This is a genomic window from Roseitalea porphyridii (assembly GCF_004331955.1).
GTDB lineage: Bacteria > Pseudomonadota > Alphaproteobacteria > Rhizobiales > Rhizobiaceae > Roseitalea > Roseitalea porphyridii.
Window position 1 is genome coordinate 2,162,558 of the sequence record NZ_CP036532.1, and the last position, 24,975, is coordinate 2,187,532.

Consider the following 24,975-nt stretch of genomic DNA (forward strand, 5'->3'; position numbering starts at 1 on the left):
GTCGCGCCCTTGTGCCGGCCTCACGCATATTGACGCCGTCCCCGCCCGTCCATACCTTCATACAACAATCACGAACCGGCGCGCCGCGCCGAAGGTGGAGCTGATGACCGCACACGACCAGGCCATGACCGACAAGACGGTCGAGGTGACCGACGCCGCCTTCGCACGCGTCGCAAAGGTGCTCGCCGGCGAGCCCGAGATGGACGCGCTGCGCGTTTCGGTCGAGGGCGGCGGATGTTCGGGCTTTTCCTACAAGTTCGACCTGGTGTCGGGCCGCAATGACGATGATGTGGTCCTTGAAAAAGACGGCGCAACCATCCTGGTTGACGAGCTTTCTCTGGTCTACATGGGCGGCTCGGTGATCGACTTCGTCGACGATCTGATCGGCCAGTCCTTCCAGATCCGCAACCCCAACGCTGTGGCGAGCTGCGGCTGCGGCACGTCGTTTTCGATCTGACGCCGCGTGAAGATCGCGACCTGGAACATCAACGGCGTCAAGGCCCGCCTCGACACAGTCCTCACCTGGCTCGAACAGGCAAGGCCCGACATCGCCTGCCTGCAGGAAATCAAGTCGATCGACGAGAACTTCCCGCGGGAGGCGTTCGAGGCGCTCGGCTACAATGTCGAGACCCACGGACAAAAGGGCTTCAACGGCGTGGCGATCCTTTCGCGGCTGCCGTTCGACGAGGTCAACCGCGGCCTGCCGGGCGCCGATGACGACGTGCAGGCACGTTTCATCGAAGGTGTTTTCTCGACCGAAGCGGGCGCGCTGCGCGTCGTCTCGCTCTATCTGCCCAACGGCAATCCGGTCGATTCGGAGAAGTTTCCCTACAAGCTGTCGTGGATGGAACGGCTCGAAGCGTGGGCGCGCGAGCGGCTGGCGCTCGAGGAACCGCTGGTGCTGGCCGGCGACTACAACGTCATCCCGATGCCCGAGGATTGCCACGATCCGGCCGTGTGGGCCGGCGATGCGCTGTTCCGGCCCGAAAGCCGAACCGCTTTCCGCAGGCTCGCCAATGCCGGCTTCACCGACGCGCTGCGGTCGACCACCGAAGCGCCGGAAATCTACACGTTCTGGGACTATCAGGCCGGCGCCTGGCAGAAGAACAACGGCATCCGCATCGATCATCTGATGCTCTCGCCCGAAGCGGCGAACCGGCTCGGCGGCGTCACCGTCGACAGCCATGTGCGCGCTTGGGAGAAACCGTCCGATCACGTGCCGGTCGTCGCCGAAATGGCCTTCTGAGACCGCGTTCGCCCGGCTGCGCGACCGCCCGATTGTCGAAAGCCGCTGTTTGTGGAACACTCCGTCCACGGAGGATGTGCCACGATGAAACACCTTCTCGTGCCGACGGTGCTGATCGCGCCAATGCTCGCCCCCCTGCCCGCCCTGGCCCAGTCGGGCTTCGAGGCGGAAAAAGCGGTCCGCGCCATTCCGTGTACCTGTCGCTTCAAGGGCGCCGATATTCCGGTCGGCCAGACCATGTGCCTGGACCTGCCGAACGGTCCGGTTCTTGCGCAATGCGACCGGGTTCTGAACAACACGGCCTGGAAGACGTTGCAGCACGGCTGCCCGACGCCGGGGCTTTCCTAGGGCAGATTCAGCGAATGCGCCCTGGCCTGACGGCCTTTTCGGATGGCTAGCGCGACGCCATGTCCTCGGCCAGCACCATCGCCGTGCGGCGGTCGGCTTCCGAGGCAAGCGCGAACGCCTCTTCCTGGATCTGGCGGATCCAGCCGCGATCAGCGGGTTCGGCCTCTTGCAGCGCCGCCGTCATCATCGACAGGCCGCGCACGGTCTGGCCGTGTTCGAACAGGATCTGGCCGAGCATCGCCTGCGCGCCGACATGACCCTTCTGGGCGGCCAGATTGAACCAGCGCGCGGCCTGGCGCGGATCGGCATTGCCGCCCTGCCCGTCACGCAGCATGCGGCCCAGCTCATACTGGGCGTTCGGGTCGCCGAAATTGGCCGCCGCCTGCCAGTAGAGATCGCGGGCCCGGCGCGGGTCGGCGATCACCGGCGAATTGGGGATGCCGCGCTTCATGTAACCGGCCAGCGAGACCAGTGCATTGGCGACAAAGGTGGATTCCTGCGAGCCGGGCGTCGCACCCTCGCTGACGATGCCTTCGAACAGCTTGAAGGCCTGATAGTCGTCCTCGGCGACGCCGTCGCCCGCCGCATACATGTGCGCCAATTTCCAGCGCGCGCCGGAATGGCCCTGTTCGGCCGCGTCGCGATAGGCGCGGAACGCCTCGTCCTTGTTGCCGCTCTGATAGGCGGTGAAGCCGAACTTGAACAGGCTGCGCATGCTCTTCTGGGCCGGCGTCGAGGCGACGCCGGACTGCTCGTCGAAGGCACGCGCGGACGGCGCGGCCAGAAGACCGCCCGCCACGATACCGGCGGCCGTCAGGCCACCTACGCAATAACTGAACGCTCGATGCGACATCAAATGTCCGCGTAACACTGTTTTTCCTTCGCACCACCCGGATGGGTCACCGCACCGTAGCGCGCCTCGCCGACCGTTTGGGCATACTTCCAGAGCGTGCCCGACGTGTAGTCGGTCTCACGCGGTTGCCACTGCTCGCGACGCTCGGCGAGTTCATTTTCGCTTAGCGCCACCTCCAACGTGCCCTCGACGGCGTCGATGGTGATCACGTCGCCATCGCGCAGCAGGCCGATCGGGCCGCCGACCGCCGCTTCCGGCCCGACATGGCCGATGCAGAAGCCGCGCGTTGCGCCCGAGAAGCGACCGTCGGTGATCAGCGCCACCTTGTCGCCCATCCCCTGCCCGTAGATCGCCGCCGTCGTCGCCAGCATCTCGCGCATGCCGGGCCCGCCCTTGGGTCCCTCGTAGCGGATCACCAGCACTTCGCCCGCCTCGTAGTCGCCCTGCCGGACCGCTTCGAAACATTCTTCCTCGCTGTCGAAGCAGCGCGCTGGCCCCGAAAATTTCAGCGTCTTCATGCCGGCGACCTTCACGATCGCACCGTCCGGCGCCAGATTGCCCTTCAGGCCCACGACACCGCCGGTCTGCGTGATCGGTTTCGACACCGGGTAGACCACGTCCTGCTCGTCGTTCCAGGCGACATGTTCCATGTTTTCGGCCAAAGTGCGGCCGGTCACCGTCATGCAGTCGCCGTGCAGATAGCCGCCTTCGAGCAGCGACTTCATCAGAAGCGGAATGCCGCCGGCCTCGAACAGGTCCTTGGCGACATACTTGCCGCCCGGCTTGAGGTCGGCGATGTAGGGCGTCTTCTTGAAGATCTCGGCGACATCGAACAGGTCGAACTCGATGCCGCACTCATGGGCGATCGCCGGCAGGTGCAGCGCGCCGTTGGTCGACCCGCCCGAGGCGGCCACCACCGCGGCGGCGTTCTCGAGCGCCTTGCGCGTGACGATGTCGCGCGGGCGGATGTTGCGGGCGATCAATTCCATCACCTTCTCGCCGGCGGCGAAACCGAACCGGTCGCGGATCTCGTACGGCGCGGGCGCGCCGCAGGAATAGGGAAGCGAAAGACCGATCGCCTCGGCGACCGTCGCCATCGTGTTGGCGGTGAACTGGGCGCCGCAGGAGCCGGCCGAAGGGCACGCGACCTGCTCGAGCTCGTCGAGATCGGCGTCGCTCATCTTGCCGACCGAATGCTGGCCGACCGCCTCGAACACGTCCTGCACCGTGACCTGCCGGCCCTTGAAGGTGCCCGGCAGGATCGACCCGCCATAGATGAACACCGACGGCACGTTGAGCCGGACCATCGCCATCATCATGCCCGGCAGCGACTTGTCGCAGCCCGCAAGGCCGATCAACGCATCGTAGCAGTGGCCGCGCATGGTCAGTTCGACCGAATCGGCGATCACGTCGCGGCTGACGAGCGAGGCCTTCATGCCCTGATGGCCCATCGCGATGCCGTCGGTGACGGTGATCGTGCAGAATTCGCGCGGGGTGCCGTTGGCAGCGGCGACGCCCTTCTTGACCACCTGCGCCTGACGCATCAGCGCGATGTTGCAGGGCGCCGCCTCGTTCCAGCACGAGGCGACGCCGACCAGCGGCTGGGCAATCTCCTCGGACGACAAACCCATGGCATAAAGATAGGACCGGTGCGGCGCGCGCGCCGGTCCGACCGTCGTGTAACGGCTGGGCAGTTTGGATTTGTCGAATACGGGTTTGTCCATCTGGTCCGATCCTTGTCGCTGGGCAGGCCGGTGACGTTTCGTCAGGCCCGCCAGCGCGCAGCCAGTGGCGTGCGCGCGGTTTATGACGGAAAAGGGGCACCGCCCCCGGGCGCCTCCTTAGCCGAATTCTTTGCAGGTAAGTGTTGCCGAATCGTCACAAAGCGTGATCGGAACGCATGGTGACGATCACCCGTCCCGGCCGGCAAGCACCGGCCTGCGCTGATCCGATCGCTCCGCCGCCGCGTATCTCCTTGCAAATGGGGCGAAGGACCGGCCGCGATGGAATTCGGCACGATCTTGTTCAGACTTTCCGGTCGACGGCGAGAACGGGGTTCCGCGCCGGCGACGGCCCATCCCCGACCCGCGGTCGATCGGCTGAACGCAGCGTCCACAAACGGTGCACTGGCGCACCCGCCTCGCCGACCCCACCTTACAAAGCAAGAATTGACCGGTACCAAGGGAGAACCGTCATGACCGTTCGCAGCAACAAGGCGCTCGATCTCGCCCGGATGATGATCAAGCAGGCCAAACTTCTCAAGGGCGCCGGCCTGATCGCCGAGGCCAAGGCGCTGGCGCGCCGGGCCATCGAGATCAACGCGATCGGCCATCAGGCGACACGTCTGCGGGCGCAGCCGGTCCGCATCGCCGGGCCGCGCCGCTAGGCGGTTCCCGTCCATCACGCCCGTCGCGGCGCCCTTCGCGCGCCGCGATGATCACTCTTCTTCGAGCGTTTCCTTGACCTTGGTGGCAAGCTGCTTGAGCGAGAACGGCTTGGGCAGGAAGCCGAACCGGGCGCCCTCGGGCAGGTTCTTGGCGAAAGCCTCTTCGGCATATCCCGACACGAAGATGAACTTGATGTCGGGATTGTCCTTGCGCACTTCCCGCAGGAGCGACGGCCCGTCCATCTCCGGCATCACGACGTCCGAGACAACGAGGTCGACCTTGCCGCCCGCCTCTTCGAGCACATCGAGCGCTTCCATCCCGTCGCCGGCTTCCAGAACCGTGTAGCCGCGCGAGGTCAGGGCGCGTACGCCGCCCATCCGCACCGCGTCCTCGTCCTCCACCAGAAGCACGGTCGCCGAACCGGAAAGATCGCGCTTGGCGCTTTCGTGCTCGCTCTTGCGCGTGGCCGGCGCCTCGCCCGCGCCGGCATCGGCCAGCGGCTCGTGGCGCGGCAGCAGGATCGTGAAGGTCGTGCCCTCGCCCTCGACCGATGACGCATAGATGCCACCGCCGGTCTGCTTGATGATGCCGTAAACCATCGAAAGGCCGAGCCCGGTTCCCTTGCCGACCTCCTTGGTCGTGAAGAAGGGCTCGAAGATCTTTTCGAGCACGTCGGCCGGAATGCCCGTGCCGGTGTCCGTGACCTCCACCGCCACATAGTCGCCCGGCTCGATGCCGGGCGTTTCCATGCCGGCCACGACGTCGGCGGTCAGATTGCGCGTCGCGATCGTCAGTTCGCCCCCCTCGGGCATGGCGTCGCGCGCATTGACGGTCAGGTTGACGATGACCTGCTCGAACTGCCCCAGATCGGCCTTGACCGGCCAGAGTTCGCGGCCGTGCTCCATGTTCAGCCTGATCTCGTTGCCGATCAGCCGGCTCAGCAGCATGCGCAGATCAGCCAGAACGTCGGTCAGGGACAGCACTTCGGGGCGCAACGTCTGGCGGCGGGAGAAGGCCAGAAGCTGCCGAACGAGAGACGCGGCGCGGTTGGCGTTCTGCTTGATGTTCATGATGTCCGGGAAGGACGGATCGGACGGCCTGTGGCTGGTCAGCAGCAGGTCCGAGGCCATGATGATGGCGGTCAGCACGTTGTTGAAGTCGTGCGCGATGCCGCCGGCAAGCTGTCCGACCGCCTGCATCTTCTGGCTCTGGGCCATCTGTGCCTCGAGCGCCTTCTGCTCGGTCGTCTCCATGGCGTGGACGATCGCCGCTTCCTCGGGCCCGTCCCCGGTCGCCGCGCCCTCGATGGGATTGGCGACCGCATTCACATAGACCCGGATGTGCCGTTCGGTGCCCTCGCCGGGCAGCACCGTCTCGAAGGGCTCGATGTTGGCGCGGTTGGCCTTGGCCGCATCGAACGCCTTGTCGAAACGGTCCCGGTCGCGCTCGTGGATGATGGTCTCGAACTTGACGTGCCGCGCCAGCGCGTCCTGGTCGACGACGGCCCCGAACAGGCCCGCGAACGACGCGTTGGTGCGCAATATGCGGCCATCGGCGTCGAGCGCGGCGATCGCCATCGGCGTCGAGTTGAAGAAACGGCTGAAACGCACTTCGGCGCTGCGCAGGTCCTGGGCGCTGTCGGCCCCTTGCGTCCTGTTGAGCACGATCGTGCGCATCGGCCCCGGATCGCCGGCAGCCGTGGTCTGCACGCGGTGGATCAGCTGCACCGGCAGGTTCTCGCCATTGGTCTTGGCAAGATCGACATCGACGATGGCGCTGCGCACCGTGCCCGGCTCGGCCTTGATGCCCGAGACGAGCTGCATGCCGCCGCCGACCACGAGATCGGACAGGGTGATCTGGCCGGGCACGAAGCTCGTCAGGTCGATGCCCAGCCATTCGGCGAGCGTTGCGTTGACATATTGCACATGCCCGCCCGCGTCGGTGGCAAAGAAACCCGCCGGCGCGCGATCGAGATGGTCGATCGCCTTCTGCAGTTCGAGAAAGGCGGTCTCCTGCTGCTGGCGCTCGGCCGAAATGTCGGCGATCCGCCAGGCCTTGAGCGGCTTTCCGGTCCGGCCCGGGTCGATCAGATGAACACTGGCCCGGTACCATCGCGGCTGGCCGCTCGCCTCGCCCAGCCCGCTCAGCAGGCGGAACTCCTCTTCGGCGTCCAGCCCGCGCGCGGCGCTGTTGGCGAGCCTGTACAGCGCGTTCGCCGCATCGTCATGGCGCGAAAGCACCGCCTCGGGCGCCTGCGCCTCGACCTCGGTCTCCGCGCCGATCAGCGAGCGATAGGCCTGGTTCGCATAGACGATCGCATCGGCATTGTCGGTGACGCAGATGCCCTCGGACAGGCTCTCGACGAAGCCGCCGACGATCTCGTTCTCGCGGCGCGCGCCCGAGAAGGCAACGAGCCCGATCACCGAGGCGAACAGGTAGAAGACGCCGACCATGGCCAGGATGCCCAGAAGGGCGAGCAGGAAGCCCTCGTCGATCTGTTCGCGGAAGAAGAACAGCACCACCGCAAGCGCGAGCGACACGATGCCGACGATCATCAGGCGCGTGGTCGCCGAAGGCCCGCCATCGCGCGGAGCACTCCGCGCGCGGCTTCCGGAGCCCTGCGCTGCCTTGCTCATGCAGTGATTCCGTCGCTTACGTCGGTTCCCGCTGGTTTGAATCACAATCCATGCAGGCGGGGAAGCCCTGCCGGAAAAAATTGTCACGCCGGGCGCAACTTGATAGCAGGTCCGCGCATTGAGGATTCCGCTATGTCCTGGCTGACATCACTGTTCACCGACCCGGCCACGGCGCCGGCGGCATGGGGGCTTCTGGCCCTGGTCGCGCTGCTGGTCGTGGTTCTCGCGGCCACGCGCATGCGGCGTGCGCGCAGCGGCATGTTCGTTGCCGGCGGCCGCAAGCACCGGCTCGCCGTGCTCGATGCGACGGCGATCGACAATCGCCGCCGGCTGGTGCTGGTCAGGCGCGACGATGTCGAACATCTGATCCTGATCGGCGGCCACAACGACATGGTCGTCGAAACCGGTATCGGGGCGGCCGAGGCGAAGGCGGACAAGCAACGCGATGCCGCGCCCGGAGTGCGGCGTGAACCCGCCGGGGCTGGCCCCGCCGATCGTCCGGGCGGGGGATCGGGCGCCGAAGTCGCGGCCGCCTCGGCCGTCTCGCGCCCCGCCGGCAAACCGTCCGCGCCTGAAATGGCCCCTGCCGCCGAGCCGCGCCCGGCCCAGAGACCGGACCCCGCGCCGCCGCCGGCGCCTCCGGTCGCCAAGCCGCAGCCGAAACCGCCCGAGCGTGTCGAGCCGACGCTTTCCGAACCGCGCAGCGCGTCACCGGTCGGCTCGGCCGCTGTTGCGCCGAACCGGGCGCCCGATGTGGCACCGCCCGCGCAGGCACGGCCACAGCAACCGGCCCCGGCGGTCGACCACCGGCCGGCCGCGCAGACAGCCGCCGCCGCCGCGCCGCCGGCTCACGTGGCACCCGACAATCGGCCGCAGGCAACCGGTCCGCACGCTGCCGCCTCGGATGACACGTCGCTCGACGTCGAGATGGAGCGCCTGCTTGACGGATTGCTGGACGAACCCGCCAGGCGCGACAACAATTGATACCGTCGTCCGACGAGGCGGCTCCGGACGATCGGTGACCCGCTCGTGCGTTCGCTGCGGCGCCGTCAGCACCGTCCCGTTGCGAACCCCTGATCGAGCACCGGCCGCTCAGTCGTCCCGATAGACCTTTTCGCGCCGTTCGTGCCGCTCCTGCGCTTCCAGCGACAAGGTGGCGATCGGACGCGCGTCGAGCCGCTTGACCCCGATCGGATCGCCGGTCTCCTCGCAGAACCCGTAGGTGCCGTCGTCGATCCGCTTGATCGCCATGTCGATCTTGTTGATCAGTTTGCGCTGGCGGTCGCGGGCGCGCAGTTCGATGGCACGGTCGGTCTCGGAGGTTGCACGGTCGGCGATGTCGGGGTGATTGGCGCTGTCGCGCTGGAGGTTTTCAAGTGTCTCGCGCGATTCGCGCAGCAGATCGTTCTTCCAGGCGATGAGCTTGTCGCGGAAATAGGCCCGCATCCGGTCGTTCATGAACGGTTCGTCTTCGGTGGGTTCGTAACCGTTGAGGGTGATCTCGTCGGACATTGCGTGATCCCAGAGTGAAGATTGGCCGCTGTATAGTCGCAGCCCGGCAGCGCCTCAAGTTGCAATTGCGTGAAATGGTTGTGGTTTCGAGATCGTGCTCCGGGCGGCACGCCGGGCCGGCCGCGCCATCGAACGATTGCGCCGTCGCCCGCCCCGCGATATGCGATCTGTCGCGGCGCGGCGCCGTCCGGAGGGAAACCATGAGCAGGCTGTTCTTGTTGCGCCACGCCAAGGCCGAGTGGGCCGAACCCGGCCAGCGCGACTTCGACCGCGCGCTCGCCGCCTCCGGGATCGAGGACGCCAAGGCACTCGCCGCCAACATGGTCGCGCACGATCTCATCCCCGGAAAGGTGATCTGCTCTTCGGCCGTCCGCGCGCGCCAGACGCTGGAAGCGATCAACACGGTGCACGACCTCGCCGGCATCGCCAGCTACGACCAGAACCTCTATGCGACCGATGCGCCGGGTTATCTCGAGGTTGCCGCAAAGTCCGGTTTCGACGATGGGCTCATGCTGATCGGACACAATCCCATGCTCGAGGACGTCGCCATGGCGCTTTCGGCCGAGGGCGACGATGCGCTTGTCGGCGAATTGCAGATGGGCTTCCGCACCGCCGGCCTCGCGGTGATCGACCTCGATGCGCCGATGTCGGCCGTCGAGACCCAGCGCGGCCGGCTCGTCGCCTATCTGACGCCCCAGGACGGCTGAAGGCCCCGCAAGGCGCACTCCCTTTCAACGCAAGTGCAGGCTGCATATATCCGGAGCCTCAACAGCGCGGAAAATGCGGGGATATCGAGGCCTTGAACCAACTGACATCGCTCGGCGACGAGGCGAGAATCGCGCTCGACACGGCCGCGGGGCGCGCCGCCGGGTTGTTCAGCCCCAATCTGCGGCTTGGCGTGACCGGCCTTTCGCGCGCCGGCAAGACCGTCTTCATCACCGCGCTCGTCCACAATCTGATTCATGGCGGGCGGCTGCCGCTGTTCGACCCGGTGCGCTCGGGCCGGCTGGCGCGGGCCTATCTGGAACCGCAGCCCGACGATTCGGTCCCGCGCTTTGCCTATGAGGACCATGTGCGCGCGCTGGTTGACGAGCGCATCTGGCCCGAATCGACCCGTTCGATCAGCCAGCTCCGGCTCACCGTCGAATATGAGAGCGCCTCGGGCTGGAACCGGATGTTCGGCCGAGGCCGGCTGCATATCGACATCGTCGACTATCCGGGCGAATGGCTGCTCGACCTGCCGTTGCTCGGCAAGGATTTCAGGACGTTCTCGGCCGAGGCGACCGAACAGTCCGAAAGCGCGGTCCGCAGCGAGGTCGCACGCCAATGGCGCGCGATCGCCGATGCGATCGATCCGGATGCCGATGCCGACGAGGCGCAGGCCGAAACGCTGGCGCGCGCCTTCCGCGCCTATCTGGCCGAATGCCGCGCCGCCAGCCGGTCGCTCTCGACGCTGCCGCCGGGACGTTTCCTGATGCCCGGCGACATGGAAGGCTCGCCCGCGCTGACCTTCGCGCCGCTGACGCGCATGTCCGACCGGGCCCGGTCCGGCAGCATGCAGGCGCTCATGCAGCGCCGCTACGAGGCCTACAAGTCGCTGGTCGTCAAACCCTTCTTCCGCGCCCATATCACCCGCCTCGACCGCCAGATCGTGCTCGTCGACGCGCTTTCTGCGATCAATGCCGGACACGAGGCCGTCGCCGACCTCGAGCGTGCCCTCACCGAAATTCTCACCTGCTTCCGACCGGGCCGCAACAACCCCTTTTCGGCCCTGTTCCAGCGGCGCATCGACCGCATCCTGGTCGCGGCCACGAAGGCCGATCACCTGCATCACGAAAGCCATCGCCGCCTCGAGGCGATCATCGACCGGCTGGTCGAGCGCGCGGTCAGGAAGGCCAGCCTTTCGGGCGCCTCGGTCAACACGGTCGCCATGGCGGCCGTCCGGGCGACCCGCGAGGCGACGGTGACCGAGGACGGCGAAACGCTGCCCGTCGTCGTAGGCACGCCGATCGACGGCGAGAAGATCGGCGACGAAGTCTTTGACGGCAATAAGGAAACCGCCGTCTTCCCGGGCGATCTTCCGGACGATCCCGGCAAGCTTCTCGAAGCGCGCGAGGGCGCCGGGCAGCGCTTCGTCCGCATGCGGCCGCCCAGGCTCGAACGGACCGCCGAGGGCATGACCCTCTCGCTGCCCCATATCCGCCTCGACAAGGCGCTCCAGTTCCTTCTGGGAGACCGGCTGGCATGAGCAGGAAGACACCCCGAGGCCCCCGCGCTTTTTCGGTCGACGAGCCTTCCCCCGAGGCCAACCCCGGAGCGAAACGGGAGGACCCGCCCGTCCGCGAGCGCGAACCGCGCGCCTTCGAGGACATGGCCCGCATCGAGATGGCCGAGGAGGACTTCTTCGAGCGCGAGGCGCGTGACGAGACCGCGCCGCCGCCCGTTCCACCAAGACGGCGCTCGAAGGGACTGCGGCTCGGCGCGATCGCCCTGTCCGCGTTCGGGCTGGTGATCACCCTGGCGCTCGGAATCTGGTTCGAACAGCTCGTCCGCGCCCTTTTCGAGCGGCACCCGGTGCTGGGCCAGGTCGGCCTGGTCGCGATCGTCATCCTTGCGCTCGCACTGCTCGCCGCCGTGACGCGCGAACTGATCGCGATCGGCCGCCAGCGCTCGGTCGACCGGCTTCGCGAGGAGATCGCCACCGCGCTCGAGGCCGGCAATGGCGGCGACATCGCCGGGGCCACGGCCAGGCTTGCGGCCCACTATTCCCATCATCCTAAGACCGCGGCCGGACGCGCCCATCTCGCCGAGATCCGCACCGACATCATCGATCCCGAGGACCGCTACCGCATCACCGAGCGCGAGATGCTGACGGCGCTGGATGCCGAGGCCCGTACGCTGGTCATGAACGCGGCCAAGCGCGTCTCGGTCGTCACGGCCGTCTCGCCGCGCGCGCTCGTGGACATCGGGTACGTGCTCTACGAGAATATCCGCCTGATCCGCGTGATCGCCGAGCACTATGGCGGCCGCGCCGGCACCTTCGGCACGCTGACGCTCGTCCGACGCGTCGTCAGCCACCTCGCCGTGACCGGCACGATCGCCATCGGCGACGGTCTGATCCAGCAGCTTGTCGGGCACGGCGTCGCGGCGCGCCTGTCGGCCCGGCTCGGCGAGGGCGTCGTCAACGGGCTGATGACCGCGCGCATCGGCATCGCGGCGATGGCGGTGTCGCGCCCGGCTCCGTTCGTCGCCCTGCCGCCGCCGCGCATGGCGGACATGGCGCGCACGCTGACGCGCTACACGGCGGCGCAACGCGGCGACACGAATCTTGATGGGAAAAGCGGCGTCGGCTAGCGTGTGCACAAGAATGCCTTAACCATTGCCGGTAATGATCGCGGCGCAATGCTGACAACAAGAGTGTGCTCCATGCGCAACCGCCTGGCCCTGTCCGCCCTCGCCGTCGCCGCCACGATCGGCGCCATCGCTCCGGCGCATGCCGACCAGGCACGCGATGCCCGGTTCTTCGCGCAGATCGAAGGCAAGTGGCGCGGTCCGGGCGAGATCGTCGCCGGCAAGTACAAGGGCACCAAGTTCGTCTGCCAGTTCGACGGTTCGGTCCCGCAATCGACCATCGGCATGTCGCTCGACGGCGATTGCCGTGTCGGCCTGTTCACCCAGCGCATGTCGGCGACGGTCGAGCGGCAGGGCCGCGGCTACAAGGGCTCGTTCCTTGACGGCGCCAGGGGCGAAGGCCTCGATGTGACCGCCGGCAATGTCAGCCGCGATCGGGTCGCGCTCACGCTCAACCGCAAGCAGCTTGACGGCGCCATGCTCGCCCGCCTTGCCGACGAGAACACGCTGAACGTGACGGTCTCCGTGCGGGTCGGCGAGGAACTGGTGCCGGTGATCGGCATGAGTCTCGACAGGCTCGATCCGGTCAAGGTCGGCTCGGTGAACTGAGCGCGCTAGCGCGGCACCTGCAACACCACGTCCGATGGCTCGATGCCCGTCCGGTCCGTCCGGTCGACGGCCTCCCGCACCCGCGTGCCGGCGATCATCCGCCCGGGCGCGATGTCGGCGAGCGGCACCAGCACGAAGGCCCGTTCGAAAAGGCGCGGATGCGGCAGCGTCAGCTCGGCCGTCCCAAGGTCCAGATCGCCATAGGCGATCATGTCGATGTCGAGCGTGCGCGGACCCCAGCGGGTCGTGCGTTCTCGCCCCGCCCCGCGCTCGGCCGCCTGCAGGCGCTGCAGCAGCGTCTCCGGCGGCAGCGCGGTCGCAAGTTCGGCGCAGGCGTTCAGGAACATCGGCTGGTCGGTCAGCCCCCAGGGCGGCGTGCGGTAGACCGGCGACACGGCGATCACATCGGTCTCCGGCTCGGCATGCAGCCGGTCGAGCGCGCGCTGCATGGCCCCGCCCACATCGCCGACATTGCCGCCCAGCGCGATCAGGACGCTGACCGTCTCAGGCATCATGGCAGACATGCACCTCGATATGGTCGAGCACGCCCGGCACCGGCGCGTTGGGCTTTCGCAGGGTGATCTCGGCGCGCCGTATCTGGTCAAACCGCGCGCACAGCGCCTTTGCGATCTCCAGCGCCAGCGATTCGATCAGATAGCGCCGCTTGCCGGTGACGATCCGCTCGATCTCCTGGAAGGCGACGCCATAGTCGACCGTGTTCGTGATGTCGTCATCGACCAGCGCCCGCCCCGGTTCGACGAACAGCCGCGCATCCACATAGAAGCGCTGGCCGAGGAACTCCTCCTGATCGAACACGCCGTGGCGCGCAAAGAAGGCGCAATTCTTCATACGGATTTCGTACATGCCTGCCGGCTCCAATCATGCGCCATCGCGATGGCCGGCGGCGACCATAGCATCGGCCATGGCCAGCGCGTCGGCGTTCATTGCGACATCGTGCACCCGGAAAAGCGCCGCCCCCGCCGCGCGTAGGAGCGCGGTCGTCGCGGCCGTTGCGACGTCGCGACCCTCCGCCTGACGACCGGTGAAGTGCCCGAGGAACCGCTTGCGGCTGGTGCCGACGAGCAAGGGATAGCCCAGGGCGTGCAGTTCGGCGAACCGGGCCATCAGCGCCGCATTGTGCGCAGGATCCTTGGCGAAACCGAATCCCGGATCGAGCACGATCTGCGCGTCCCGCACGCCGGCGGCGAGCGCGATCTCGATCGACCGCGACAGGAACGCGCGCTGGTCCTCGATCGGGTCGGCGAGCACATCGCGCTCGCGGCCCGTATGCATGATGATCAGCCCGGCGCCCGTCTCGGCCACCAGATTCGCGATCTGAGGATCGTGCTGCAAGCCCCAGACATCATTGACGATTTGCGCGCCCGCCTCGAGCGCGGCACGGGCCGTCTCGGCGCGGTAGGTGTCCACGGAGACCGGCACCTCCGGCAGTGCGGCGCGGACCGCTTCCAGCACCGGCATCAGGCGCGCCCGTTCCTGTGTCCCGTCGATCGGCGCGGCGCCCGGACGGGTGCTTTCGGCGCCGATGTCGAGGATCGCGGCGCCCTCGGCCACCATCGCCGTGGCCGATCGGACCGCCGCCTCGGGGCTGAGGTTGTCGCCACCGTCGGAAAAACTGTCGGGCGTGACGTTCAGCACGCCGACGAGAAGCCCCTTAGGGCCGAGCGTCAGCATGTTGCCGCTGCCCAGCTGCCATTGCCGCGCCGCGAACGGGTTCGCGTTCGTCTCCCCTGGAGACCCCCGCCCTCCATCGCGCGGGGGCATCGGCTCAGGCCTGCTGTTCGGGAACGCGGACGATCAGCCCGTCGAGCTCGTCGCTCATCTTGATCTGGCAGGACAGGCGCGAGTTCGGCTTGGTCTCGTAGGCGAAGTCGAGCATGTCCTCTTCCATCACGTCCGGTTGGCCGACCTTCTCGGACCATGCCGGGTCGACATAGACATGGCAGGTCGCGCAGGCGCATGCGCCGCCGCACTCGGCCTCGATGCCGGGCACGGCGTTCTTGATCGCGTTTTCCATCACCGTCGAGCCGCTCTCGGCCTCGAGATCGAACTCGGTGCCGTCAAAAGCGATGACTTTCAGCTTGGGCATTTCGGACTCCGGCAGGCGCGCCCGGACAGGCGCGATCGACACGCGCGACTTAGCTAATCGAACCCGATTGTCAAGCAAGCGCCGACCGCGCCCCTGCCGCGACGATCCGGCCCGCCGGATCAGCGCAGCAGGGAGTTGATGTAGTCGCAGGTCCGGTCGATTTCGGAGAGCAGCGCCCGCACGCAGCCGCCTTCGGCGGGCGTCTGTTCCAGCGCTCCGGCCGTCTCCGCGATCGCGCCGGCGCCGATCGCCCGCGCCGCCCCCTTCAGCGTGTGGGCGTCGCGCTTGCGCTGCTCGGCGTCGGCCTGTCCTTCCATGGCGCGGGCGATGCCCTTTGCCTGCTTCAGGAAGAGCCGCAGAACCTCTTCCTCGAGGGCCCGGTCGCCGCCGGTCTGGCGGGCCAGCTTGACCAGATCGACCGGCCGCGCCCGGTCCATGGTCATGCATTGCGTTTTCGGTGTCGCGAACACCGGATGGTTCTGTTCGGTCATGTCCCTGCCTCGTCGCCCTTTCGTCCCTGTGCCGCAGGCTGGCACGAACTGATGGGCAAGCGGTTAATGTGCGCCGGCTGCATGAAGGACGAGGGTACCGTCCGCCATGCCGGCGGCCGGCTCGAACCGCGAAAAAATGGCGATCTCACGGCGCGTTAACTTTATCTTTAAAGTTTTTCGAGGGGCGCCGATAACGTGTTCCATTCTGGTACCGGCACCGGTACGATGCGATGCAACCTAGCCGACGTATCGGCCGCGACCTCAACCGGGTGCTGCGAACGTCGGCGCGTATGCGTGTATAGAGACCGGGATCAACCCGGCCCCGAGTAGCAGGTGAGGCTTTCATGGCGCAAAACAGGAACGCACAGGACCTGGATGCCGATATGGAACTGGCGCTTCAGGAAGCGCTGGAAGAAGATCTGGCAAGTGACGACGCCGACGTCGATCTCGACAGCGAACTCTCGCTCGACGATTTCGAGGCCCAGGTCAGCAAGGCCGCCAACGAGTTGAGCAGCGCGCGCGGCGGAGATCGCGCCGACGCCGGGCCGACGAGTGCGGGAACGGTCGCGGCAACCGCGGCTGCAGCGACCGCGGCCACGCCCGCTTTCCGCGCCGCCAATGACGACAATGCCGAGCGCGAATACGCCCAGCTTCTCGAACGCATCAACACCGGCCCGACCGGCCGGCCCCTCATGTGGGCCTTCCTGATCAGCCTGGTCTGGTTGGCCGGCGCCGCCGCGCTCGCGCACATCCTCTATTCGCCCGACGTCTGGCAGATCCGCACGATCGAGCAGGTCCGCGCGCTGCCCGGCGTGATCGCCATCGCGATCGGCACGATCGTGCCGATCGTCATGTTCTTCGGTTTCGGCATCATGGTCCGCCGGGCCAGCGAAATGCGCAACACCGCCCGCTCGATGAGCGAGATCGCCTTCCGGCTGGCCGCGCCCGAGAACCTCGCCCAGGATCGCGTCGCCATGGTCGGCCAGGCGGTGCGCCGCGAAGTTGCCGCCATGGGCGAAGGCATCGAGCGCACGATCGCCCGCGCCACCGAACTCGAAGCGCTGATGCAGAACGAGGTGACCGAACTCGAACGCGCCTACTCGGACAACGAGGTGCGCGTACGGTCGCTTCTGAGCGAACTGGGCAACCAGCGCGAGGGCGTCGTCACCCACGCCGAGCGGCTGCGCGCGTCCATCTCCGGGGCCCACGAACAGCTTCGCGACGAACTGACCAACGTCACCGACACGCTCAGCGACAAGGTCACCGCTGCCTCGACGCAACTCACCGGGGCGCTGAACCAGACCGGCGACAGCCTGCTCGACCGGATCAACGAGACCGGGAATTCGGTCAACGCGGCGATCGCCGGCCAGGTCAACGAGATCAGCGGACGCTTCACCGCCTCGGGCGACGCGCTGGCGAGCCTGATCGAGACGCGCATCGCCAATCTCAGCGAGGCGACCGACACCGCCGGCCGCGAACTCGGCCAGACCATCGAAAGCCAGATCGAGCGCATGCGTTCGGTGCTTTCCGAACGCGGCGACCATCTGGTCGGCGAATTCGAGACGCGCATCTCGGCGGTCGACCAGAGCACCGAGCGGCTCAACAGCGCGCTCGACGCGCGCGCCCGCCAGCTCAACGAGACGCTGCTGGAGCGCACCCGCGCCATCGCGGACACGCTGTCCGAAGGCGCCAGCTCGATCACCGAGACGGCCGAGACCGCCCGCGCCAGCGTCGCCGACCAGGTCGGCGCGCTCGAGACGTCGCTGTCGGAGACGCTGGACAGCCGCGGCGCGGCCTTCTCGCAGCGGCTCGAGGCCATTTCCGATCGGATGACAGGCGCCATCGACGCGCGCACGGCCGAATTCCTCGAAAAGACCGAGGCACGCAGCCAGGCCATGACGGATGCGGTCGACCGCACGGCGCAATCGCTCGCCGACTCCATGGACAGCCACGCCGCGCGTCTGGACGGCAAGGCCGAAGAGCTGTCGGGCCGGTTCACCGCGATGACCGAGGACGGCATCGGCAAGCTCGCCGCGCAGGTCGACGAAGCCGGCCAGCGCATGGATGAGAAGACGCAGGCGGCCTTCGCGGCGGCAAGCCACAACAGCCAGCGCATCACCGGCGCTCTGGAAGAACAGGCAGCAGCCATGGAGCGCCGCGCCGCCGAGATGGCCCAGCGCGTCGAAGCGGCCATCGCCGATGCGTCGGGCCGGTTCAATGCCAGCGGCGACGCCGTCGCCGACGCCATCTCCATGTCGACGAAGACCGCGCTCCAGGGTCTGCAGGACTCCGAGCAGCGCCTGACGAGCGGTCTTTCCAGCCTGAACGAGACGGTCACCGCCAAGCTCAACAGCGCCGGCGAAGCGCTTCTCGACCGCCTGCTGACGACCTCGATGGAGACGAGCGCGCAGATCAGCCACACGGCGGACGGTTCGGTTTCCGAGATCGAGGCGGCCAACCAGCGCCTCGTCGCGTCGATCGCATCGCTGCGCGAGGAGACCGAAGGCGCGCTGAGCACAATGAGCGACGACGCGCTCGGACGGCTTTCGGGGGCCGGCGAACAGGCCGCGCAGCGGATCGAGGACGTCAACCGCCGCACCTCGCAGAGCATCGAGGCGCTGCGCGACTCCACCGTCGAACGCCTGAAGACGACGAGCGACGAGACGATCGGCCTCTTGAACGCGACGACCGAGACGTCGGTCTCGATGATCGCCGACACGACGAGCGGATTTCTCGAAAAGCTCGACGAACGCACCGGCGCCATGTTCGAGGCTACCCAGCGCGCCGCCGAGCGCCTGTCCGAGGCGCTGGAGGCCCCCGGCGCCGACATCGACGCCAAGACGCGCGAACTCACCGGCCGGCTGGCCGCGATGGCCGAGCAGATCGCCTCGTCGGTGGAAGTGCGCTCGAACGCCGCGATCGCTTCGCTTGCCGATGCGACACAGTCGCTCGAAGCGGCCTTCCAGTCGCAGTCGGGCGTCGTCGACGAACGCACGCAGACCATGCAGCGCGCACTCGAAGCGGGCATCGACAATGTCCGGCGCGTGCTCGAGGACAGCGCCGGCCGGCTTGCCGGCTCGCTGCGCGAGCGGGTGATGGAAACCCGCGCCGCGATCGACCAGGAAGCCGAGCGCGTGGCGCAGCTCGGCAGCGACCAGAGCGAGCATGCCTCCGAACGGCTCAACGCCGTCCTCAAGGCGCACCAGGAAGCGATCAGCCACGACATCGCCAACTACGACCGCCAGATCGGCGAACGCACGACCGCGCTCGCGCAGACGCTGGAGACGACCGCCGTCCCGCTCATCGAGCGGCTCGGCAAGGACGGCGCCGACGTTGCCGCGCAGCTCGAAACGGCCACGCGCGCGGCAACCGAGCGCCTGCGGTCCGAGAACGAGGCGCTGGTCACCGCGCTCGCCAGCGGCACCGCCGACACGCTCCAGGCGGTCGAAGCGATGCAGAACAACCTGTCCGGCTCGGTCGAATCCCTGCTCGACCGCACCCGCTCCACCGTCGACACCATGCACGACACGCTGGGCGGTTCGGTGGGCGGCCTGCTCGACAGGCTTTCGGCCTCCAATGCCAAGCTCGGCGAACTGATCGAGATGGCGGCCGGCAATCTGGGTTCGCTCGAGGACCGGCTGGCCAAGAGCACCGACGGGTTCAGCGACCGGCTGGGCACGATCCAGAACGAGTTGCGCGAGACCACCGACGGCTTCACCAACCGGGCCGACAGCGTCGCGCAGAACCTGCAGAGCTCCGTCCTGCTTCTGGGCAACAACACCGAAAAGCTCGACCAGGTCTCGCAGAACACGCTGTCCCAGGTCGCCTCGATCGCCTCGCGATTCGACGAGCACGGCCGCGTTCTGTCCTCGGCTTCAGAACTTCTGGGTCAGGCGCAGTCCAACCTCGAAGCGACGCTCACCGAGCGCCGCGACGCGCTCGAGACCCTGTCGTCGGGCCTGGTCTCCAAGTCCGAGGAGATCCAGCAGATCATGCGTTCTTTCGAAAGCGTGATCGCCGGCACCCTGTCGAAGATCGAGGAACGGGCGACTTCGTCGACCGACGCGCTGGCGGCCAACATCCGCCAGACCGCCGACGAAGCGATGAGCCGGTTCGACGACGCGACCGCGCAGATGCGCCGCGTCTCGGCGGAGATCCGCAACGAACTCGAAAGCGCCCGCGACGAGGTTCGCCGCGGCGTGCTCGAACTGCCCGAGGAGACACGCGAAAGCGCCAACGCGATGCGCCGGGCCGTTTCCGAGCAGATCAACGCGCTCAAGGATCTCTCGCGCATCGTCGAGGAATCGGGACGCGCGTTCGACGTGGGAGGCTCGACCGGCGGAAAAAAGCCGCAAGCCCGGTCGGATAGCGCCGAAACGCGCTATTCTGCCGGGCCTTCGGTCGACACCGCGCCCGATCTGCGCGGCGGTCTCGATCTTGCTCCGCCGCCGATCGCCCCGCGCGCCAGCGAGGCCCCGCGCCAGTACGAGACCGCCTCGAGCGACGGCGGTGGCTGGGTCAGCGATCTTCTCAAGCGCGCTTCCAGCGACGAGCCGGCCCAGCCGCAGCGGGCGCCGGCCCAGACGGTGGATTCGCTCAATTCGCTGTCGGTCGACATCGCCCGCGCGATCGACCACGAGGCGGCGAGCCAGCTCTGGGAACGCTATCGGCGCGGCGAGCGGGACATCTTCACCCGTCGCCTGTACACGCTCGCCGGTCAGCGCACCTTCGACGAGATCAAGGCCCGCTACACGCGCGATGGTGCGTTCCGCACCTCGGTCGACCGCTACATCCGTGACTTCGAGCGCCTGCTCGGCGATGTCGCGCGCAACGACCGCGACGGTCTGATGACGCAGACCTACCTGACCTCGGACACCGGCAAGGTCTACACCATGCTGGCCCACGCCAGCGGCCGGCTCGCCTGATCGGGCACGCCCAACAAGGACAAACGCATCAGAACCCCGCGCCCTCGCCGGCGCGGGGTTCTTCGTTTCCGCATTGTCGGTTCAGATCAGTTCGGCAACCCAGCCGACGATGTCGGCGGCGACGCGCGTGAATGCGGCGTTGAGCGCCCGCACATAGACGTCCGGCGCGGCGCTGCGCGACACCGGCACGGCGACCTCGAAGCGCCGGTCGGCACGCACCACGCCGTTCCGGTCGTCGAGCAGCTTGACCTCGATCTCCACCTCGGCGACGCCCGCCGGCACGTCGATACCGAAAGCGCGGATGTTGGTGACGATCTGGTAGTCGATCGCAAGGCCCTGTCCGGGCAGGCCGACGCCCGAAAAGCGATCGGCGCGGTCGAAGCTTTCGGCGAGCCGGCGCTGGACGAGCCGGGGCAGCCGGTCGCCCCAGCGGGAATCGCCAAGATACTGGATCGTGAACGGCGCCGTCTCGACGACGATGTTGTCGGAATCGAGCGCCTGCACCGCGACGGGTTCGGCGATCAGGATCTGCGTGCCGCGCCGGACCGGTCCTGCCGGTACCTGGGAGGGCGCAACCAGATTGAACGTGTCGGGCGGGTCCTCGGTGGCCCCGAGCGCGGCACAGCCATGCAGCAGTGCGGCCGCGGCCGAGACCGCGATCAGCCGATGCGCCCGGCGCCGCCATGGCCGCTCCGCGACGCGCGCGGCACACTCCAACTCGTTGTCATGGCGCATGAACGCAGAACCACCGTGACCCGCTGACGGGCGCGATGAACCGTGCGCCCCTTTAACCGCCAACGGCTTATCAGCGGCGCTGGCGTCCGTCAAAGCGCTTGACGTCGCCTTCGCCGCCGAACAGCAACCGCTGTGGATCGCGCTCGATGCTGGTGATCGCCTGCTCGATGCGCGTGATCGACCGGCGCGTGTCGGAAACGAGCGCCTCAACATCGCGCAGACCCCGATCCGAGAACCGTTCGAGCCCCCCGCCGATGGCATCGAGCCGCGCATCGAGATTGACGGCGACATCGCGGAACGCGCGCAGCGTCTCGCCGGCGTCGGCGATCAGCGTTTCGGCGCCCTCGCCGCCCTCACCGAGGAAGGATTCAAGCCGCGCCAGCACGCCGTCCACCCTGGTCGAGGCCGCGTTCAGCCGCTCGCTCAGTTCGGTGACGTTTGCGAAGATCGTGTCGATATCGTCCTCGCGCCCCTCGAGCGCCGCGGTGACCGCCTCGAGGTCGGAGGTGATCTCGCGCGCCGAGCGGCCGGCCTGGGCAAAGTCCTCCACGGCCGTGCCGACCGATTCGGGATCGACGGCGGCAAACAGTTCGTCGACCCGGTCGAACGAGCCTTCCACACGCGAGCCGACATTTTCCAGTCCCTCGAAGGTGCGCGTGGCCGAGGCAAGCAGCGCGTCGACATTGTCGGTCGTCTGGTCGAGATCGCCGGTAAACCCGCGCACGTCGGCGATGATCGCGCGCACCTCCTCCGGGTCGATCGAGGCCAGCAGGGTTTCGGCGCGGCCGACCGTCTCATCGACCGACCGGACAACCTGCTGCGCGGCCTCGCCGGCCTGCGCGAAACCGTCGACCGCCGCGTTGACCGCCTCCGGATCGACCGCCGCGATCAGCGCGTCGACCTGATCGAAGGAACTGTCGACGCGCGTGCCGATCGTTTCAAGCCCCTCGAGCGTGGTACGGGCCGAGGCGACGAGCGTATCGAGATCGTCCGACGCGGTGGAAAGGTCTTCGGCGAAGTTTCGCACCTCTGCGACGATCGCGCTGACATCGTCGGGGTCGACGGCCGCGATCAGCTCGTCGGCGCCGGCGAGCGTCTGCTCGAGCGATCCGGCCAGCGTCTCGAGCGATCCGCCCAGCTCTCCCATCCCGGTCAGGAATTCGTCGATACGGCCCGAATTGGCGGCCAGTGCGTCACTGATCTCGGTGACGTTCTCGACCGCGGCGGTCAGCGGGCCACGTGCATCGGCGACGAAACCCTCGACCTCCGACAGGATGTTGTCGGCGCGGTCGGCGATGTCCTGGGCCGTGGCCAGCAGATCGTTGAGCGGCGTCGGATCGGCGGTGATCGTCGCGATCTCGTTGCGCTCCTCGGCGACCGCGAACACGTTCGGCTGATCGACGGCGCCGCCCTCCAGTTCGATATGGGCAATGCCGGTCAGCCCGGTGAAGGAAAGAACCGCTTTCGTGGCCTCGGTGATCGGCAGGTCGCGGCGCACCTGCGCCTCGGCGATCACCACGCGTGGATTGTCGGCGGCGAATCCGAGCCGGTCGACCTTGCCCACGTCGATCCCGTTGAACTTGACCAGGCTGCCGTTCGAAAGACCCGTCACCGATCCCTCGATGATGATCCTCAACGGGGCGGTCTCGCCGCCGGTGTTGGTTCGCGCAATCCAGTAGACGAACGCGAACGCCGCCGCGAAGATCAGGACGGTGAAGGCGCCGACGGCCACGTAATTGGCTTTGGTTTCCATAAATGACTGACCTAACGTCTCAACTCGGTGTGGCCTGGATGTGCCGCGCCCGTTTGCCCCGGAAATAGGACTTAATCCAGGCATCGTCGTTCTTCAGCATCTCCGACAGCGGACCGCAGGCGATCACGCGCCCCTCCCCCAGCACCGCGATCCGGTCGGCGACCGTGAACAGGCTGTCGAGGTCGTGGGTCACCATGTAGACGGTCAGACCCATCGTATCGCGCAGCTTGGCGATCAGTTCGTCGAACTCGGCCGCGCCGATCGGATCGAGGCCCGAGGTCGGCTCATCGAGGAAGACGATGTCGGGATCGAGCGACAGCGCCCGCGCGAGCGCGGCCCGCTTGATCATGCCGCCCGACAGTTCGGAGGGATATTTGTCGGCATCGCGCGGCCTGAGGCCGACCATCTCCAGCTTCACGATCGCCAGTTCGCGCATCAGCTTGCTGGGAAGCCGCACATATTCGCGCATCGGCACCTCGATGTTCTCGGCCACCGTGAGCGCCGAGAACAGCGCCCCGTGCTGAAACAGGACGCCCATGCGCATGTCGATGCCGATCCGCTCGTCCTCGCCGGCCTTTTCGATGTCCCGGCCGAAGATCGAGATGCTGCCCTCCTGCTTCGGCGTCAGCCCCAGGATCGCGCGCATCAGCACCGACTTGCCGGTGCCCGAAGCGCCGACGAAACCGAGAATCTCGCCGCGCCGCACGTCGAGATCGAGATCGTGCAGCACGACGTGGTCGCCGAACTGCACGTGGATGTCGCGTACGCTCAGCACGATGTTGTCATTGCCCGCCATCAGAAATCCACCGCCGCGAAGAACATCGCGAACAGGCCGTCGACGACGATGACCACGAAGATCGCCTTGACCACCGACGCTGTCACGCGCTCACCCAGCGACTCCGCGCTGCCGCCGACCTTGATGCCCTCGACCGAGGCGATGATGCCGATGATGATCGCCATGAACGGCGCCTTGATGAGGCCGGCGAGAAACGTCGTCATGTCGATCGCATCGCGCATCCGCGTGATGAACGCATCGGGCGAGATGCCCGAATAGGTCTGGGCGACGAACATGGCGCCAGCGAGAGCGGCGATGTTGGCGATGAAGGCCAGCAGCGGCAGAGCGATGACCAGCGCCACCAGCCTCGGAAAGACGAGCACGCCGATCGGGTTGAGCCCGATCACCTGCAGCGCGTCGACCTCCTCGCGCATCTTCATCGAGCCGATCTCGGCGGTGATGGCGCTGCCGGACCGGCCAGCGATCATGATCGCGGTCAGCAGCACGCCGATCTCGCGCAGCACGAGGATGCCGACGAGATCGACCACGAAGATCTCGGCGCCGAAATAGCGAAGCTGGAAGGCGCCCTGCTGGGCGATGATCGCGCCGATGATCGTCGACATCAGCACGATGATCGGGATCGCGCGCACGCCCATCCGGTCGATCTGGTTGACGACGGGCGCCATCGCCAGCGTGTTGCGGTGGCCCGTCTTCATCTGGCTGCCGCGCACCGCCGCGCCAAGGATGTGCAGACCCATTACCGCGTCGCCGCGCAGCTCGTACATGTAGCGGCCGAGCCCGCCGAGCGTCGCTGCAAGGCGATCGGTATGCGTCCGATCCTGTTGCGCCGACGGTGGACTGACGCTCTCCGAGACGGCGGCGACGAGCTGTTCCGCCGACGCCGAGAAACCCGAAAGCCGCGCCGGCTGGTTTCGGGCCTGCGCCGCACGCATGGTGCGCACGATCAGCCAGGCCCCGGCCGTGTCGACGGCCTCCACCCCTTCCGCGTCCAGATGCAGCGTGCCGGCATCGCCGGCATCCTTGAGCGCCTGACGCAGCGGCGCGTCGGCGGCGCCGACGGTCGCAGTCAGCCATGCGCCCGAAAGGCGGATGACCGGATCGGCGCCGGACTGGTCGAGTGCGACGCGTGGCGCGGATCTGGCCCTGAGCGCCTGGCGGTCCATGTCCTGATCGGTGACGAGGCTCATCGTGCCTATGTAGCGTGCCAAGGCCTCGCCGTCAGCAGG

At 67.5% G+C, this 24,975-nt stretch carries 23 protein-coding genes; 10 read left to right on the forward strand and 13 right to left on the reverse strand.

Annotation, left to right across the window (positions count from 1 at the left end; translation table 11 throughout):
• Positions 1–103: 103 nt before the first annotated feature.
• The 3 genes from erpA (at position 104) to E0E05_RS10605 (ending at position 1,594) form a co-directional block, all read left to right on the forward strand.
• Entirely contained in the window at positions 104–457 is a 354-nt protein-coding gene (gene erpA / locus E0E05_RS10595; RefSeq protein ID WP_192900399.1) for an iron-sulfur cluster insertion protein ErpA, read from the forward strand.
• Positions 458–463: 6 nt separating this feature from the next.
• Positions 464–1,246 carry an exodeoxyribonuclease III gene (gene xth, locus E0E05_RS10600; protein WP_131616680.1) on the forward strand — a complete coding sequence of 261 codons (783 nt, stop codon included), beginning with the start codon at positions 464–466 and terminating at the stop codon, positions 1,244–1,246.
• Positions 1,247–1,330: 84 nt separating this feature from the next.
• A complete protein-coding gene (locus E0E05_RS10605; RefSeq protein ID WP_131616681.1) occupies positions 1,331–1,594 on the forward strand; it encodes a hypothetical protein in 264 nt (87 codons plus the stop codon).
• A gap of 46 nt (positions 1,595–1,640) precedes the next feature.
• Here the strand turns inward: E0E05_RS10605 and E0E05_RS10610 are convergent, their stop codons facing one another.
• Together E0E05_RS10610 and ilvD are read right to left on the reverse strand one after the other, a co-directional pair.
• Complete coding sequence (locus E0E05_RS10610; RefSeq protein ID WP_131616682.1) at positions 1,641–2,447, reverse strand: tetratricopeptide repeat protein; 807 nt, start codon at positions 2,445–2,447, stop codon at positions 1,641–1,643.
• Positions 2,447–4,171: a dihydroxy-acid dehydratase gene (gene ilvD / locus E0E05_RS10615; protein ID WP_131616683.1), complete on the reverse strand. Its 1,725-nt coding sequence runs from the start codon at positions 4,169–4,171 to the stop codon at positions 2,447–2,449. The genes E0E05_RS10610 and ilvD overlap by 1 nt, the downstream gene beginning before the upstream one ends.
• A gap of 470 nt (positions 4,172–4,641) precedes the next feature.
• On the opposite strand from ilvD, the gene E0E05_RS10620 reads away from it, so the two are divergent.
• Positions 4,642–4,833 (forward strand): hypothetical protein, encoded by a 192-nt coding sequence (locus tag E0E05_RS10620; RefSeq protein WP_131616684.1) that lies wholly within the window; start codon positions 4,642–4,644, stop codon positions 4,831–4,833.
• A 51-nt stretch (positions 4,834–4,884) separates the two neighbouring features.
• Here the strand turns inward: E0E05_RS10620 and cckA are convergent, their stop codons facing one another.
• Positions 4,885–7,470 (reverse strand): cell cycle histidine kinase CckA, encoded by a 2,586-nt coding sequence (cckA, locus tag E0E05_RS10625; RefSeq protein ID WP_131616685.1) that lies wholly within the window; start codon positions 7,468–7,470, stop codon positions 4,885–4,887.
• Positions 7,471–7,506: 36 nt separating this feature from the next.
• On the opposite strand from cckA, the gene E0E05_RS17570 reads away from it, so the two are divergent.
• Complete coding sequence (locus tag E0E05_RS17570; RefSeq protein ID WP_244597688.1) at positions 7,507–8,454, forward strand: flagellar biosynthetic protein FliO; 948 nt, start codon at positions 7,507–7,509, stop codon at positions 8,452–8,454.
• A gap of 108 nt (positions 8,455–8,562) precedes the next feature.
• On the opposite strand, the gene dksA is transcribed toward E0E05_RS17570, so the two are convergent.
• Complete coding sequence (gene dksA / locus E0E05_RS10635; protein WP_131616686.1) at positions 8,563–8,982, reverse strand: RNA polymerase-binding protein DksA; 420 nt, start codon at positions 8,980–8,982, stop codon at positions 8,563–8,565.
• 200 nt (positions 8,983–9,182) lie between these two features.
• On the opposite strand from dksA, the gene E0E05_RS10640 reads away from it, so the two are divergent.
• The 4 genes from E0E05_RS10640 (at position 9,183) to E0E05_RS10655 (ending at position 12,942) form a co-directional block, all read left to right on the forward strand.
• Positions 9,183–9,689: a SixA phosphatase family protein gene (locus E0E05_RS10640; RefSeq protein ID WP_158629343.1), complete on the forward strand. Its 507-nt coding sequence runs from the start codon at positions 9,183–9,185 to the stop codon at positions 9,687–9,689.
• A 92-nt stretch (positions 9,690–9,781) separates the two neighbouring features.
• Positions 9,782–11,230: a YcjX family GTP-binding protein gene (locus tag E0E05_RS10645; protein ID WP_131616688.1), complete on the forward strand. Its 1,449-nt coding sequence runs from the start codon at positions 9,782–9,784 to the stop codon at positions 11,228–11,230.
• Positions 11,227–12,336 (forward strand): YcjF family protein, encoded by a 1,110-nt coding sequence (locus E0E05_RS10650; RefSeq protein ID WP_131616689.1) that lies wholly within the window; start codon positions 11,227–11,229, stop codon positions 12,334–12,336. Before E0E05_RS10645 ends, E0E05_RS10650 begins: the two co-directional genes overlap by 4 nt.
• Positions 12,337–12,408: 72 nt before the next feature.
• A complete protein-coding gene (locus E0E05_RS10655; protein WP_131616690.1) occupies positions 12,409–12,942 on the forward strand; it encodes a hypothetical protein in 534 nt (177 codons plus the stop codon).
• Positions 12,943–12,947: 5 nt separating this feature from the next.
• On the opposite strand, the gene folK is transcribed toward E0E05_RS10655, so the two are convergent.
• The 5 genes from folK to E0E05_RS10680 form a co-directional block, all read right to left on the reverse strand.
• Positions 12,948–13,454: a 2-amino-4-hydroxy-6-hydroxymethyldihydropteridine diphosphokinase gene (gene folK / locus E0E05_RS10660; RefSeq protein ID WP_131618000.1), complete on the reverse strand. Its 507-nt coding sequence runs from the start codon at positions 13,452–13,454 to the stop codon at positions 12,948–12,950.
• The gene (folB, locus tag E0E05_RS10665; RefSeq protein ID WP_131616691.1) at positions 13,447–13,806 is read right to left on the reverse strand and encodes a dihydroneopterin aldolase; all 360 of its coding nucleotides are present in this window, start codon (positions 13,804–13,806) and stop codon (positions 13,447–13,449) included. Before folB ends, folK begins: the two co-directional genes overlap by 8 nt.
• Before the next feature lie 15 nt (positions 13,807–13,821).
• Positions 13,822–14,634: a dihydropteroate synthase gene (gene folP, locus E0E05_RS10670; protein WP_244597690.1), complete on the reverse strand. Its 813-nt coding sequence runs from the start codon at positions 14,632–14,634 to the stop codon at positions 13,822–13,824.
• Between the two features lie 94 nt (positions 14,635–14,728).
• On the reverse strand, positions 14,729–15,049 hold the full coding sequence (locus tag E0E05_RS10675; RefSeq protein WP_131616693.1) for a 2Fe-2S iron-sulfur cluster-binding protein: 321 nt from the start codon (positions 15,047–15,049) through the stop codon (positions 14,729–14,731).
• A gap of 119 nt (positions 15,050–15,168) precedes the next feature.
• Entirely contained in the window at positions 15,169–15,540 is a 372-nt protein-coding gene (locus E0E05_RS10680) for an Hpt domain-containing protein (RefSeq protein WP_131616694.1), read from the reverse strand.
• Positions 15,541–15,884: 344 nt separating this feature from the next.
• On the opposite strand from E0E05_RS10680, the gene E0E05_RS10685 reads away from it, so the two are divergent.
• Complete coding sequence (locus E0E05_RS10685; RefSeq protein ID WP_131616695.1) at positions 15,885–20,465, forward strand: apolipoprotein A-IV repeat region-like domain-containing protein; 4,581 nt, start codon at positions 15,885–15,887, stop codon at positions 20,463–20,465.
• A gap of 81 nt (positions 20,466–20,546) precedes the next feature.
• Here the strand turns inward: E0E05_RS10685 and E0E05_RS10690 are convergent, their stop codons facing one another.
• The 4 genes from E0E05_RS10690 to E0E05_RS10705 form a co-directional block, all read right to left on the reverse strand.
• Entirely contained in the window at positions 20,547–21,200 is a 654-nt protein-coding gene (locus tag E0E05_RS10690; protein ID WP_131616696.1) for an ABC-type transport auxiliary lipoprotein family protein, read from the reverse strand.
• A 70-nt stretch (positions 21,201–21,270) separates the two neighbouring features.
• Entirely contained in the window at positions 21,271–22,953 is a 1,683-nt protein-coding gene (locus E0E05_RS10695) for an MlaD family protein (RefSeq protein WP_158629344.1), read from the reverse strand.
• 19 nt (positions 22,954–22,972) lie between these two features.
• Entirely contained in the window at positions 22,973–23,749 is a 777-nt protein-coding gene (locus E0E05_RS10700; protein WP_131616698.1) for an ABC transporter ATP-binding protein, read from the reverse strand.
• Positions 23,749–24,936: an ABC transporter permease gene (locus E0E05_RS10705; RefSeq protein WP_131618001.1), complete on the reverse strand. Its 1,188-nt coding sequence runs from the start codon at positions 24,934–24,936 to the stop codon at positions 23,749–23,751. Before E0E05_RS10705 ends, E0E05_RS10700 begins: the two co-directional genes overlap by 1 nt.
• Positions 24,937–24,975 lie beyond the last annotated feature (39 nt).

What these genes read in the sequence shown, in the direction of transcription:
- erpA (WP_192900399.1), top strand. Translation starts at nt 104, where the DNA reads ATGACCGCACACGACCAGGCCATGACCGACAAGACGGTCGAGGTGACC.
- E0E05_RS10605 (WP_131616681.1), top strand. Translation starts at nt 1,331, where the DNA reads ATGAAACACCTTCTCGTGCCGACGGTGCTGATCGCGCCAATGCTCGCC.
- E0E05_RS10610 (WP_131616682.1), bottom strand. Translation starts at nt 2,447, where the DNA reads ATGTCGCATCGAGCGTTCAGTTATTGCGTAGGTGGCCTGACGGCCGCC.
- ilvD (WP_131616683.1), bottom strand. Translation starts at nt 4,171, where the DNA reads ATGGACAAACCCGTATTCGACAAATCCAAACTGCCCAGCCGTTACACG.
- E0E05_RS10620 (WP_131616684.1), top strand. Translation starts at nt 4,642, where the DNA reads ATGACCGTTCGCAGCAACAAGGCGCTCGATCTCGCCCGGATGATGATC.
- cckA (WP_131616685.1), bottom strand. Translation starts at nt 7,470, where the DNA reads ATGAGCAAGGCAGCGCAGGGCTCCGGAAGCCGCGCGCGGAGTGCTCCG.
- dksA (WP_131616686.1), bottom strand. Translation starts at nt 8,982, where the DNA reads ATGTCCGACGAGATCACCCTCAACGGTTACGAACCCACCGAAGACGAA.
- E0E05_RS10640 (WP_158629343.1), top strand. Translation starts at nt 9,183, where the DNA reads ATGAGCAGGCTGTTCTTGTTGCGCCACGCCAAGGCCGAGTGGGCCGAA.
- E0E05_RS10650 (WP_131616689.1), top strand. Translation starts at nt 11,227, where the DNA reads ATGAGCAGGAAGACACCCCGAGGCCCCCGCGCTTTTTCGGTCGACGAG.
- E0E05_RS10655 (WP_131616690.1), top strand. Translation starts at nt 12,409, where the DNA reads ATGCGCAACCGCCTGGCCCTGTCCGCCCTCGCCGTCGCCGCCACGATC.
- folK (WP_131618000.1), bottom strand. Translation starts at nt 13,454, where the DNA reads ATGCCTGAGACGGTCAGCGTCCTGATCGCGCTGGGCGGCAATGTCGGC.
- folB (WP_131616691.1), bottom strand. Translation starts at nt 13,806, where the DNA reads ATGTACGAAATCCGTATGAAGAATTGCGCCTTCTTTGCGCGCCACGGC.
- folP (WP_244597690.1), bottom strand. Translation starts at nt 14,634, where the DNA reads ATGCTGACGCTCGGCCCTAAGGGGCTTCTCGTCGGCGTGCTGAACGTC.
- E0E05_RS10675 (WP_131616693.1), bottom strand. Translation starts at nt 15,049, where the DNA reads ATGCCCAAGCTGAAAGTCATCGCTTTTGACGGCACCGAGTTCGATCTC.
- E0E05_RS10680 (WP_131616694.1), bottom strand. Translation starts at nt 15,540, where the DNA reads ATGACCGAACAGAACCATCCGGTGTTCGCGACACCGAAAACGCAATGC.
- E0E05_RS10685 (WP_131616695.1), top strand. Translation starts at nt 15,885, where the DNA reads ATGGCGCAAAACAGGAACGCACAGGACCTGGATGCCGATATGGAACTG.
- E0E05_RS10690 (WP_131616696.1), bottom strand. Translation starts at nt 21,200, where the DNA reads ATGCGCCATGACAACGAGTTGGAGTGTGCCGCGCGCGTCGCGGAGCGG.
- E0E05_RS10695 (WP_158629344.1), bottom strand. Translation starts at nt 22,953, where the DNA reads ATGGAAACCAAAGCCAATTACGTGGCCGTCGGCGCCTTCACCGTCCTG.
- E0E05_RS10700 (WP_131616698.1), bottom strand. Translation starts at nt 23,749, where the DNA reads ATGGCGGGCAATGACAACATCGTGCTGAGCGTACGCGACATCCACGTG.
- E0E05_RS10705 (WP_131618001.1), bottom strand. Translation starts at nt 24,936, where the DNA reads ATGAGCCTCGTCACCGATCAGGACATGGACCGCCAGGCGCTCAGGGCC.